Source organism: Pseudomonas sp. EA_65y_Pfl2_P74, from assembly GCF_963970575.1.
Classification (GTDB): domain Bacteria; phylum Pseudomonadota; class Gammaproteobacteria; order Pseudomonadales; family Pseudomonadaceae; genus Aquipseudomonas; species Aquipseudomonas baetica_A.
In genome coordinates, this window is record NZ_CAXAOQ010000011.1 from 142,335 (window position 1) to 154,694 (window position 12,360).

At 60.8% G+C, this 12,360-nt stretch carries 13 protein-coding genes; 11 read left to right on the top strand and 2 right to left on the bottom strand.

The features are described 5' to 3' along the window. Window positions 1–11: 11 nt before the first annotated feature. From AACY18_RS11435 to AACY18_RS11485, 11 genes are all read left to right on the top strand, one after another. Window positions 12–572, top strand: coding sequence for a DUF1285 domain-containing protein (locus AACY18_RS11435; RefSeq protein ID WP_339464895.1), 561 nt, complete (start codon window positions 12–14; stop codon window positions 570–572). A 132-nt stretch (window positions 573–704) separates the two neighbouring features. After that, the gene (locus AACY18_RS11440) at window positions 705–1,421 is read left to right on the top strand and encodes a FadR/GntR family transcriptional regulator (RefSeq protein WP_339431079.1); all 717 of its coding nucleotides are present in this window, start codon (window positions 705–707) and stop codon (window positions 1,419–1,421) included. 70 nt (window positions 1,422–1,491) lie between these two features. Next, the gene (locus tag AACY18_RS11445; RefSeq protein WP_339431080.1) at window positions 1,492–2,367 is read left to right on the top strand and encodes an SMP-30/gluconolactonase/LRE family protein; all 876 of its coding nucleotides are present in this window, start codon (window positions 1,492–1,494) and stop codon (window positions 2,365–2,367) included. Window positions 2,368–2,637: 270 nt separating this feature from the next. Next, the gene (locus AACY18_RS11450) at window positions 2,638–3,456 is read left to right on the top strand and encodes an SDR family oxidoreductase (protein WP_339464896.1); all 819 of its coding nucleotides are present in this window, start codon (window positions 2,638–2,640) and stop codon (window positions 3,454–3,456) included. Window positions 3,457–3,601: 145 nt separating this feature from the next. Beyond that, complete coding sequence (locus AACY18_RS11455; RefSeq protein ID WP_339431082.1) at window positions 3,602–4,606, top strand: substrate-binding domain-containing protein; 1,005 nt, start codon at window positions 3,602–3,604, stop codon at window positions 4,604–4,606. 54 nt (window positions 4,607–4,660) lie between these two features. After that, complete coding sequence (gene araG, locus AACY18_RS11460; RefSeq protein ID WP_339431083.1) at window positions 4,661–6,205, top strand: L-arabinose ABC transporter ATP-binding protein AraG; 1,545 nt, start codon at window positions 4,661–4,663, stop codon at window positions 6,203–6,205. Window positions 6,206–6,217: 12 nt separating this feature from the next. Further along, the gene (gene araH, locus AACY18_RS11465; protein ID WP_339431084.1) at window positions 6,218–7,186 is read left to right on the top strand and encodes an L-arabinose ABC transporter permease AraH; all 969 of its coding nucleotides are present in this window, start codon (window positions 6,218–6,220) and stop codon (window positions 7,184–7,186) included. Between the two features lie 183 nt (window positions 7,187–7,369). Further along, complete coding sequence (locus AACY18_RS11470; RefSeq protein ID WP_339431085.1) at window positions 7,370–8,083, top strand: GntR family transcriptional regulator; 714 nt, start codon at window positions 7,370–7,372, stop codon at window positions 8,081–8,083. Beyond that, on the top strand, window positions 8,080–9,078 hold the full coding sequence (locus tag AACY18_RS11475; RefSeq protein ID WP_339464897.1) for an ADP-ribosylglycohydrolase family protein: 999 nt from the start codon (window positions 8,080–8,082) through the stop codon (window positions 9,076–9,078). Before AACY18_RS11470 ends, AACY18_RS11475 begins: the two co-directional genes overlap by 4 nt. A 159-nt stretch (window positions 9,079–9,237) precedes the next feature. Further along, on the top strand, window positions 9,238–10,704 hold the full coding sequence (locus AACY18_RS11480; RefSeq protein ID WP_339464898.1) for a purine-cytosine permease family protein: 1,467 nt from the start codon (window positions 9,238–9,240) through the stop codon (window positions 10,702–10,704). Further along, window positions 10,697–11,617: a PfkB family carbohydrate kinase gene (locus tag AACY18_RS11485; RefSeq protein ID WP_339431088.1), complete on the top strand. Its 921-nt coding sequence runs from the start codon at window positions 10,697–10,699 to the stop codon at window positions 11,615–11,617. The genes AACY18_RS11480 and AACY18_RS11485 overlap by 8 nt, the downstream gene beginning before the upstream one ends. 39 nt (window positions 11,618–11,656) lie before the next feature. Here AACY18_RS11485 and AACY18_RS11490 read toward each other — a convergent pair whose 3' ends face one another. Both AACY18_RS11490 and AACY18_RS11495 read right to left on the bottom strand, forming a co-directional pair. Continuing rightward, a complete protein-coding gene (locus AACY18_RS11490) occupies window positions 11,657–11,914 on the bottom strand; it encodes a hypothetical protein (RefSeq protein WP_221729325.1) in 258 nt (85 codons plus the stop codon). A gap of 44 nt (window positions 11,915–11,958) precedes the next feature. Beyond that, on the bottom strand, window positions 11,959–12,285 hold the full coding sequence (locus AACY18_RS11495; RefSeq protein ID WP_339431089.1) for a hypothetical protein: 327 nt from the start codon (window positions 12,283–12,285) through the stop codon (window positions 11,959–11,961). Window positions 12,286–12,360 lie beyond the last annotated feature (75 nt).

The following is a 12,360-nucleotide window of genomic DNA, read 5'->3' on the forward strand; positions in this document are numbered from 1 at the left end:
AGGAGTACGCCATGAGTGGCCCGCAAAAAGCCAATGACCTGTTGGGACAGATTCCCAAAACCAAAGGCCTGCCGCCGGTGCATTTGTGGAACCCGGAGTTTTGTGGCGACATCGACATGCGCATCGCCCGGGACGGCACCTGGTACTACCTGGGCACGCCGATCGGGCGAAAGCCAATGGTCAAACTGTTCTCCACGATCATCCGCCGCGATGGCGATGATTACTTCCTGATTACTCCGGTTGAGAAGGTCGGGATCAAGGTCGACGATGCACCGTTCGTGGCGATTGCCGTGGAGGTTGAAGGTGAGGGCGAGGCGCAGGTGCTTCGCTTTACCACCAATGTCGACGAGACCGCCGAGGCGGGGCCGGAACATGCGATCCGCGTCGAGATCGACCCCCTCACGCAAGAACCTGCGCCGTATGTGCATGTACGAACCAACCTTGAGGCGTTGATCCACCGCAATGTGTTTTATCAATTGGTAGAACTGGCGGTCAGCCGCGAAATTGACGGCCAGCGCTGGCTCGGGGTTTGGAGCGGCGGCGAGTTCTTTCGCATTGGTCTTGAGCCTTAACAAAAATCCAAATGTGGGAGCGAGCAAGCCCGCTCCCACACTGGTTTTCGTGTTAGCTGACAAAATCTGATTTGACACCCAATCGTATGATGATTAGCGTAGGCACCCATCGCGAACCGCTTTGAGGTGTCCATGTCCAGCAGCTTTCATGCGTCCACGGTTGACTGGCTGGGCAGTTGGATCGCCGCCGGCCAGGTAAAGCCGGGGCAGTCCATCAAGGTCGAGGCTGATCTCGGCGAGCAACTCGGCGTCAGTCGTACGGTCATCCGCGAAGCCATCAAAACCCTCGTCGCCAAAGGCATGCTCGAAGTCGGGCCAAAGGTCGGCACGCGGGTATTGCCGGTGCGGCGCTGGAACCTGTTCGATCCGCAAGTCGTCGGTTGGCTGTCACGCAACGGGCTGCCGGAAAACTTCGTCGATGACTTGCTCGACCTGCGCCGCACCATTGAGCCCATGGCCGTGCGCTGGGCTTGCGAGCGGGCGACCCTTGATCAGATCCAGGCCGTGCAACTGGCCTATAACGCTCTCGAGCGTGCGGTCGACAGTGGCACGGATTACAACCGCGCCGACCAGTCCTTCCACGAATGCATTCTTGCCGCCAGCCATAACCAGTTCATCGAACAAATGGTGCCGGCCCTCGGCGCATTGCTGGCGGTATCGTTTGAAGTGTCCGCCGCCGACCCCGATGAACTGCGCCGCACCTTGCCGATCCACAAAGACATGGCCGACGCCATCGCCGCTCGCGATTGCGCACGCGGTGTGTGGGCCTGCATGACCCTGATCGATAACGCGGATCTGGCGATCAAGCGCTTTTACCCGCAAGTCATGGCCGACAAAAAAGCCAGCTGAAACCCACACATTCCTCTGTGGGGGCCAGCCCACTCCCACATTGAAAACAAGAATGACCAAAGGAATTGCCATGACGTGGACTGCCGTTACCCAACACCGCGCCCAACTCGGTGAAGGCCCTTTCTGGGATGCCCCGACCCAGGCGCTGTACTGGGTTGATATTGCCGGCAAGCAAGCCCTGCGCCTGATCGGCCAGAATGTGCAGATCTGGCAGATGCCAGAACACATTTCCGCGTTCATCCCGTGCAACAGCGGCGATGCCCTGGTGACCCTCAGCAGTGGCGTCTATCGACTCGATCTCGACTCCCCCGGCCTTGAACCGCGACTGACCCTGTTCTGCATCGCCGACCCGCAACCCGGCAACCGCCCCAACGAAGCGCGCTGTGATGCTCAGGGCTGCTTGTGGCTCGGCACCATGCAGAACAACATCGGCGAACAGGGCGAAGATCTGCCGATTATCCGCCGCTCCGGTGGCCTGTTCCGTATCGATCCGGATAAACGCGTCACGCCGTTGTTGCGCGGATTGGGCATTCCCAACACGTTGCTGTGGAGCGACGACGGCACAACGCTGCTGTTCGGCGACAGCCTCGACAGCACCCTCTATCGCTATTTCATCCACACCGACGGCAACCTCGACACCGCTTACATCTGGTACGGCCCCGATCAACAGGGCGGCCCGGACGGTTCGGCAATGGACGCAGAAGGTTATGTATGGAATGCGCGTTGGGACGGCAGCTGCCTCTTGCGACTGACGCCTGAAGGCAAGGTTGATCGCAAAATCGATCTGCCGGTCAGCCGCCCGACCAGTTGCGTATTCGGTGGTGAAGACCTGAAAACCCTTTACATCACCAGCGCCAAGAGCCCGCGCAACCACCCGCTGGACGGTGCTGTGCTATCGATGCGGGTTGATGTTGCAGGAAAACGCTGTACGCGATTTGCAGGCTAGATCCCAAAATATGGGATGAGAAATTATATATTGAGATTATTTGGCGGTCGGGTTTATAGTCGGCTCCAGCAGTAACACGCACTCACACTTAAAAAGAACAAAACAGGTGAAGTGATGCAGCGAATGTCTATTGCACTCCCATGTGGAGTCCGCGTCTCGCAACGGCCCGATACCGTTGCCCGCGCCTGCCTGTTTTGTTCCAAACGCCTTCCAGACCGGACATCGTCAGATGCCCGGTTTTTTTGCGCTTGCGAACAGGAGTCCTGATCCATGGCTGAACCACTTACCCTGCCGCCGGTGCCCGCGCCGCCGAAGGGCGAGCGTCTGAAAAACAAAGTTGTGCTGCTCACCGGTGCCGCCCAAGGCATTGGCGAAGCCATCGTCGCGACCTTCGCTGCGCAGCAAGCGAAACTGCTGATCAGCGATATTCAGGGTGAGAAGGTCGAGCAGGTTGCAGCCCATTGGCGCCAACAGGGCTACGACGTTCAGGCGATCAGGGCTGATGTGTCGCGCCAGCAGGACCTGCACACCATGGCCAGACGCGCGGTCGAGTTGCACGGCCGCATCGACGTGCTGGTCAATTGCGCCGGGGTCAACGTGTTCCGGGATCCGCTGGAAATGACCGAAGAGGACTGGCGCCGTTGTTTTGCCATCGACCTCGACGGCGCCTGGTATGGCTGCAAAGCGGTACTGCCGCAGATGATCGAGCAGGGCATCGGCAGCATCATCAACATCGCCTCGACCCATTCGAGCCACATCATTCCCGGCTGTTTCCCGTACCCGGTGGCCAAGCACGGCCTGCTCGGGCTGACGCGTGCGCTGGGCATCGAGTACGCGGCGCAGGGTATTCGCGTCAACGCCATTGCGCCGGGCTACATCGAGACTCAATTGAACGTCGATTACTGGAACGGTTTCGCCGATCCGCACGCCGAGCGTCAACGCGCTTTCGATCTGCACCCGCCCAAACGCATCGGTCAGCCGATTGAAGTGGCAATGACGGCGGTGTTTCTGGCAAGCGATGAAGCACCCTTTATCAATGCCTCGTGCATCACCGTCGATGGTGGTCGCTCGGTGATGTACCACGACTGACTGATTGGGTTTTCGCGCGGATAAGTCCGTCTGAAATCCAATCATCATACGATATGACTATTTTCTACAGGCTTTGCAGGAACCCGCTTCAACCGCTTTAACGCTTTTCAAATATTGCTCAAAAAAAATAACAAGGAGTCAGCTTATGAAACGTCGTTTCGGGATTCGTACCCTGTGCAGTGCCGCCCTGGCGGTCACCGCGTTCAGTCTGAGCAGTTCACTGCTCGCTGCCGATACCGTGAAGATCGGCTTTTTGGTCAAACAGGCCGAAGAGCCGTGGTTCCAGACCGAATGGGCCTTCGCCGAGAAAGCCGCCAAGGACAAAGGGTTTGAACTGATCAAGATTGCCGTGCCGGATGGCGAAAAAACCCTGTCGGCCATCGACAGCCTCGCGGCCAACGGTGCCAAGGGCTTCGTGATCTGCCCGCCGGACGTGTCCCTGGGCCCGGCGATCATGGCCAAAGCCAAAAGGAATGACCTCAAAGTAATTGCCGTGGACGACCGCTTCGTCGACGCCAACGGCAAGTTCATGGAAGACGTGCCGTACCTGGGCATGGCCGCGTTCGAAGTCGGCCAGAAGCAAGGCGCCGCCATGGCCGCCGAAGCCAAGAAACGTAACTGGGACTGGAAAGATACGTACGCGGTGGTCAACACCTACAACGAACTCGACACCGGCAAGAAGCGCACCGACGGCTCGGTCAAATCCCTCGAAGAGGCGGGCATGCCCAAAGACCATATTCTGTTCGCAGCCCTGAAGACCCTCGACGTACCGGGCAGCATGGACGCCACCAACTCGGCGCTGGTGAAACTGCCGAGCGCGGCGAAGAACCTGATCATCGGCGGCATGAACGACAACACCGTGCTCGGCGGCGTACGCGCCACCGAAGCCGCCGGTTTTGCTGCGGCTAACGTGATCGGCATCGGCATCAACGGCACCGACGCGATCGGCGAGCTGAAAAAGCCCAACAGTGGCTTCTACGGTTCGATGCTGCCGAGCCCGCACATCGAAGGCTACAAGACCGCCGAGATGATGTACGAGTGGGTCACCACCGGCAAAGAGCCGCCGAAGTACACCGCCATGGACGACGTCACCCTGATCACCCGCGAGAACTTCAAGCAAGAGCTGGAAAAAATCGGTTTGTGGAACTGACGCAGCAACGGCCCGGGTAGCCGGGCCGTTTGATCGGTGTGATGAGGTGGCTTTATGCACGCGCAAGTACAGACACAAGAACACAGCATGGGCGCCAGCCTGCGCTTCAACGGGATCGGCAAAACCTTTCCCGGCGTCAAAGCGCTGGATGGCATCAGTTTCGTCGCGCATCCGGGGCAGGTTCATGCCTTGATGGGCGAGAACGGCGCCGGCAAATCGACCTTGCTGAAAATCCTCGGTGGCGCTTACATCCCGAGCAGCGGTGAGTTGCAGATCGGCGACCGGACGATGGCTTTCAAATCGACTGCCGACAGTATCGGCAACGGTGTCGCGGTGATTCACCAGGAGCTGCATCTGGTGCCGGAAATGACCGTCGCCGAGAACCTGTTTCTCGGGCATCTGCCGGCCAGTTTCGGTTTGATCAATCGCGGTGCGCTGCGCCAGCAAGCCTTGAGTTGCCTCAAAGGTCTGGCTGACGAAATCGATCCGCAGACCAAGGTCGGTCGCTTGTCACTCGGTCAGCGGCAACTGGTGGAAATCGCCAAGGCGTTGTCGCGCGGCGCCCATGTGATCGCGTTCGACGAACCCACCAGCAGCCTCTCGGCCCGTGAGATCGACCGCTTGATGGCGATCATCGGCCGTCTGCGCGACGAAGGCAAAGTCGTGCTTTACGTTTCCCATCGCATGGAGGAGGTGTTCCGCCTCTGCGATGCGGTAACGGTGTTCAAGGACGGCCGCTACGTGCGCACTTTCGACGACATGAGCCAGTTGACCCACGATCAACTGGTGACCTGCATGGTCGGGCGCGACATTCAGGACATCTACGATTACCGCAATCGTCCACGCGGTGCCGTGGCGCTGAAGGTCGACGGTTTGCTCGGCCCGGGCCTGCGTGAGCCGATCAGTTTCGAGGCGCACAAGGGCGAGATTCTTGGCTTGTTCGGGCTGGTCGGGGCAGGGCGCACCGAGTTATTTCGTTTGCTCAGTGGACTTGAGCGCCACACCGCCGGACGCCTCGAACTGCGCGGCCATGAACTGAAACTGCGCTCACCGCGCGACGCGATTGCCGCCGGGATCCTGTTGTGTCCAGAGGACCGCAAAAAGGAGGGCATCATCCCGCTGGCCAGCGTTGCCGAGAACATCAACATCAGCGCGCGCGGCGCCCATTCGGGTCTCGGTTGCCTGTTGCGCGGGATGTGGGAGAAGGGCAACGCCGACAAGCAGATCAAGGCGTTGAAAGTCAAAACGCCCCACGCCGGCCAGCAGATCAAATTCCTCTCCGGCGGCAATCAGCAGAAGGCCATTCTCGGCCGCTGGTTGTCGATGCCGATGAAGGTTTTGCTGCTCGATGAACCGACTCGCGGCATCGACATCGGTGCCAAAGCGGAGATCTACCAGATCATCCATAACCTTGCCGCCGACGGTATTTCGGTGATCGTGGTGTCCAGCGACCTGATGGAAGTGATGGGGATTTCCGACCGCATTCTGGTGCTCTGCGAAGGCGCCCTGCGCGGCGAAGTCAGCCGCGAACAGGCCAATGAATCCAACCTGCTGCAACTGGCTTTGCCGCGCCACCGCGCTGACGGCGTGGCGAACTGAGAGGTGACTATGATGACAACCCAAAACGAAACCCTGCCCACCGAGCGCAAACCTTTGGACATGCGGCGCTTCCTCGATGACTGGGTCATGTTGCTGGCAGCGGTGGCCATCTTCGTCGCCTGCGCCTTGCTGATCGACAACTTCCTTTCGCCGCTGAACATGCGAGGGCTGGGCCTGGCAATTTCCACGACCGGCATCGCCGCCTGCACCATGCTCTATTGCCTGGCGTCGGGGCATTTCGACTTGTCGGTGGGGTCGGTGATTGCTTGCGCCGGGGTGGTGGCGGCGGTGGTCATGCGGGACACCGACAGCGTGTTCCTCGGGGTCAGTGCGGCGCTGTTGATGGGCCTGATTGTCGGCCTGATCAACGGGATCGTGATTGCCAAGTTGCGGGTCAACGCGTTGATCACCACGCTGGCGACTATGCAGATCGTGCGGGGGCTGGCGTACATTTTTGCCAACGGCAAAGCGGTGGGCGTGTCGCAGGAGTCGTTCTTTGTTTTCGGTAACGGCCAGTTGTTCGGCGTGCCTGTGCCGATCGTGATCACCGTCGTTTGTTTTGTGTTTTTCGGCTGGCTGCTCAATTACACCACCTACGGTCGCAACACCATGGCCATCGGTGGCAACCAGGAAGCGGCGTTGCTGGCCGGGGTGAACGTTGATCGCACCAAGATAATCATCTTTGCCGTGCACGGTTTGATCGGTGCGTTGGCCGGGGTGATTCTGGCGTCGCGCATGACCTCCGGGCAGCCGATGATTGGTCAGGGTTTCGAGCTGACCGTGATCTCGGCGTGTGTGCTGGGCGGGGTATCGCTGAGCGGCGGGATCGGCATGATTCGGCATGTGATTGCCGGGGTGTTGATTCTGGCGATCATCGAGAATGCGATGAACCTGAAGAACATCGATACGTTCTACCAGTACGTGATCCGTGGATCGATTCTGCTCTTGGCTGTCGTAATCGACCGCCTCAAGCAACGCTGACCCCCTCATCCTTGTGGGCGAGAGCCTGCTCGCGAAAGCGCTGAATCAGTCGCCGGAAATATTGACTGACCCGACGTCTTCGCGAGCAGGCTCGCACACAATGGACCGCAGCTTTCCCGCCTTCTGTCCAATCTCCAAAATTCCCCTTGCTTGGTCGTGCCCGTTTCGGGTATCAATTTGTACATGATTAGACAGGTACGATTTGACAAGAAACAACGGGTGGTCGACGAACTCGTCCGGCGCATCGAAAGCGGCCTCATGGAGGACGGCGTTCTGTTGCCCGGCGAACATCAGTTGGCTCAAGAATTCAAAGTCAGCCGTGGCACATTGCGCGAAGCGCTCGCCGAACTGAAGCGGCGCAAGTACATCGCCACGCAAAGCGGTGTCGGCTCCATCGTCACATTTGACGGTGTGGCGCTTGACCAGCGCAGCGGCTGGGCGCAGGCACTGGCCGACAGCGGGGCGCTGATCAACACTCAAGTGTTGCGTCTGGAAGCCGTGACCCGGCCCGACTTGCTGGCGCGTTTCGGTACCGACCAGTTCATCACCCTCGACCGCCGTCGTCGCTCCAACGATGGCACGCTGGTGTCCCTCGAACGCTCATTGATGCCGGCCACCGGCGGCCTGGAAAGCCTGCCGCGCGTCGGTCTGATCGACAACTCCCTGACCATCACTCTGGCCGCCTATGGCTATATCGGCGAGCGCGGTGATCAGTGGATCGGTGCCGAACCGTTGAATGCCGAAGATGCCGAGTTGCTTGGCCGCCCGGTGGGCACGGTATTTCTCAAGGCCCTGCGCACCACCTACGACCGGCAGAACCGTTTCATGGAGCAGGTCGAAAGCCTGCTCGATCCGGTGCATTTCCGTCTTCACCTGCAGTTTGGAGAGTCGAAATGACCACGCTCAACCGTGCCCTCGGTGCTTTTTATGGCCTGGCCCTCGGTGATGCGCTGGGCATGCCGACGCAATCGCTGAACCGCGAAACGATCAAGGCCCGCTTCGGCCAGATCACTGATCTGCAGGATGCCGGCCCGCTGCAACCGATTGCCGCGAACATGCCCAAGGGGTCAATCACCGACGACACCGAACAGGCGATTCTGGTCGGCCAGTTGCTGGTCGAAGGCAACGGTCGCATCGAGCCTGCGCTACTGGCGCAACGACTGATCGAGTGGGAAGCCGAGATGCAGGCCAAAGGCTCTCAGGACCTGCTCGGCCCATCGACCAAGCGCGCCATCGAAATGATCCTCGCCGGCCATTCGCCGGAAGAAGCTGGGCGTTACGGCACGACCAATGGCGCGGCGATGCGCATTACCCCGGTGGGGATCGCGGCGAATGTCGCCGACCCTGAGCGCTTTATCGCGGCGGTGGTGCAGGCCTGTCAGGTTACCCACAACACCACGCTGGGCATCTCCAGTGCGGCGGCGGTGGCCGCGGTGGTGTCAGCCGGGATCAATGGCATGGATCTGGGCGAGGCGTTGAACCTCGGCCAGCAGATCGCTCAGCAAGCGCAATCTCACGGTCACTGGGTGGCCGGTGGGCGCATGGCTTCGCGTATCAGTTGGGCGCGCACCATCAGCGTCGACAGCGACAAGGCGCTGCTGGCCGATCTGCTCTACGACGTGATCGGCACTTCGGTGGCCTCGCAAGAGTCGGTGGTGGTGTCGTTTGCGCTGGCGCAGCAAGTGGCCGTCGGCGAGATGAGCGCGTTTGATGCGCTGTGCATGGCGGCCAGTCTGGGCGGCGACACTGACACCATCGCAGCGGTGCTCGGGGCGATGCTCGGGGCCTGCCTGGGTCTTGAGAGTTGGCCTGCGCCGATGATTGCAACGGTCAAAGCCGTCAATGATCTGGAGCTTGAGCCTTTGGTGCAAGGGCTGTTGGCCCTGCGCTGATTGAACTGACGCCATCGCGGGCTTGCTCGCGAATGGATCACCGCATTCTTGAATTTTCAACCCGCAATGGATCGCACGGACAGGCCCAGGACGGCCGGGGATGTCTAGTTGTTTCGCGTCATTGCCACAACCACAAAAAAGGCAAACAGGAGCACTTTCATGAGTTCATCAAACGTCGGGCAAAGCGCCGGGCAACTGGAAACACGCGGCATCGAACCGGTCCCGGAAGCCGAGTGCAACGGCCACCCGCTGCAATTGTTCTGGGTCTGGTTCGCGGCCAACATTTCCATTCTCGGCTTGCCGCTGGGCGCGACGCTGGTGGCATTTCGCGGGTTGGCGATCTGGCAGGCGATCATCGTCGCGATCATCGGTGCCGCCGGTTCGTTTGCGGTGGTCGGGATCATCTCCATTGCCGGTCGTCGTGGCCGCGCGCCGAGCCTGACCTTGTCGCGGGCGATCTTCGGTGTGCGCGGCAACATCGGCCCGACCCTGGTCTCGCTGATGTCGCGTCTGGGTTGGGAAACCGTCAACACCACCACCGCCGCATTCGTGCTGCTGTCGCTGTGTTCGATCCTGTTCGGCTCGCCGGTCGAGGCAAAAAGTGCCCCGCTGCTGACGTTGATCTTCATCGCGATTTTCGTGCTGCTGACTCTGTCGGTTTCCGGTCTTGGCCACGCCACCTTGCTGGTCATCCAGAAGTGGGCGACCTACTTGTTCGGCGCGCTGAATATTCTGGTCGGCGGTTTCCTTTGCGCCACCATCGACTGGAGCGCGGTGTTCAACGCCACGCCAGCGCCGATGAGCGCCATGATGATCGGTATCGGTACCATGGCCGCCGGCACCGGGATCGGCTGGGCCAATGCCGGCGCCGACATGTCGCGCTATCAGCATCGCAGCGTCAACGCCGTGCGTCTTGTGGCGTCGGCGGCGTTCGGTGCGGGGATTCCGCTGGTGTTGCTGATCACCCTCGGCGGGCTGTTGTCGGTGGGCAATAACGACCTGGCATCGGCGACTGACCCGATCGTGGCGATCCGCGACATGCTGCCGACCTGGATGGCGGTGCCGTACCTGATCACCGCATTCGGTGGCCTGCTGCTGTCGAACAACCTGTCGGTGTACTCCGCCGGATTGACCACGCTGACCCTGGGCCTGAAGGTCAAACGCGTCTACGCAGTGGTGGTCGACATCGTCGCAATCTTCGCCGGTTCGATTTACTTCATGCTGATCGCTGACAGTTTCTACGGCCCGTTCATCACCTTCATTTCCCTGCTGGCGGTGCCGATCACCGCGTGGGTCGGGATCTTTGTGGTCGACCTGATCCATCGTCATTACTACAGCCCCCAAGACCTGCTCGACGTCAGCCCGAGCAGCGCCTACTGGTATCAAGGTGGGATCGAGTGGCGCGCATTCGGGGCGTGGGCGATGGCCATCGTGCTGGGTTTCAGTTTCACCACCATTGGCACCACCGCCGAAAACGTCTGGTTCAAGGGCTTCCTGTCCGATTCGTGGCTGGGCCACAACGGTCTCGGCTGGATCGTGACGTTCGTGGTGGCCGGTGGCATTTACTTCCTGCTCGGCGGGGCGAAAGATCGCCGCGCCGCGCTAGTCGAGAATGCTCATGCCTAAGATGTTGCACACCGGCCAGGTCATCATCGACCTGGTCATGGCCGTGGAAAAACTGCCGCAAGTCGGCGGTGACGTGCTGGCCCAGTCTGCCGGTTTCGAGGCCGGCGGCGGCTTCAATGTGATGGCGGCGGCTGTGCGTAATGGTCTGCCGGTTGTCTATCTCGGTCGTCACGGCACCGGGCGTTTCGGCGATCTGGCGCGTGATGCGATGAACGCTGAAGGCATTCACATCGGCATCAGCGCACCGGCGCAACGCGACACCGGTTTGTGTGTGGCGCTGACTGATGCTTCGGCCGAGCGCAGTTTCATTTCCTACATCGGTGCTGAGGGTGAGGTGACCGAGGCCGATTTGAACAGCGTGGCGGCCGAGGCGGGCGATTACGTCTATCTCAGCGGCTACAGCCTGCTGCACGAAGGCAAGGCCCAAGCCTTGCTCGACTGGACGCTGGCATTGCCGGCGTCGATCAGTGTGGTGTTCGATCCGGGGCCGCTCGTCGAATCGCCGGACTCGCCGCTGATGCAGGCGTTGTTGCCGCGCATCGACGTGTGGACCAGCAACAGCCTCGAAGCGCGGCGCTTTACCGGGGCTGAAGAGATTTCTGTTGCGCTTGATCGCCTCGCAGAATTCCTGCCCAGCGAGGTGCTGATGGTGGTGCGCGACGGGCCGCAAGGGTGCTGGTTTCAGCAAGCTGGCGAGCGTCGGCATGTCCCTGGGTTTGCCGTGAATGCGGTGGACAGCAATGGTGCCGGGGATGCCCATGCCGGGGTCTTTGTGGCCGGGTTGGCGCAGGGGCTTTCGGCATTTGACGCCGCACGGCGGGCGAATGCGGCCGCCGCATTGGCGGTGACTCGTTGGGGGCCGGCAACCGCGCCGCAGAGTGCTGAGGTGGATGCGTTGATCAGCGCAGGCTGATTCGGCCGTCCGCCGCACGTGCGGCGAACGGCCCGGCGACTACTGCAGATCCAGCTTGCGCGCCGCTTCAACCCCGGCGGCACTGAGCTTGATCGGCAGGTGCAGCGAATGTTCGCCAGCCTCGTTGCACGTCACATGACCATGGTGAATCAGCCCGCGATCCTGCAAAGCGGCGAGGGCACTGGCCACGACTTTCTCCCCGCGATAATTGTCCAGCACCTCTTTGCCCAAGCCACTTGGGTGGGCGTGCAGCAGGCGAGTGAGGACTTCTTTTTCCAGGTTTTTATCGACGTTCATGGTTACCTCTTCATGGATGTGAATAGGACGCTCGCGTCGGCGAACTACTGGCTGGAACCCTCGGAGCCCGAACCACCGGTGGTGGTTTTCGAACTCGCGCCGGCACCTGAGTTCACAGGTGGCACCGGGTTGCCGGACGTTCCGCCCTGACGTCCAGGATCGTTACCCTGGGTGCGCGGGTCGGTGCCGGTGGCTGGCGGAGCAACGTTGACGCCCGAACCATCGGTGTTCATGCCGGGGGTACTCTGGATGGCGGGGGCTTTGGGGTGTTCGACCGGATCGGTCGGGCCGGTTCCTGTAGCGGTGGCGGCGAATGCCGCGGGGCAGAGCAGGGCGGTGAATACGAGGGCGGTCAACCTTGACGGGATCATAGGGCTTCTCCAGTGATTGAAATCCTTACCTGTCGTTGGTCTGCCCTCGAATCGGATTGGTGCCTGATGAGCGAC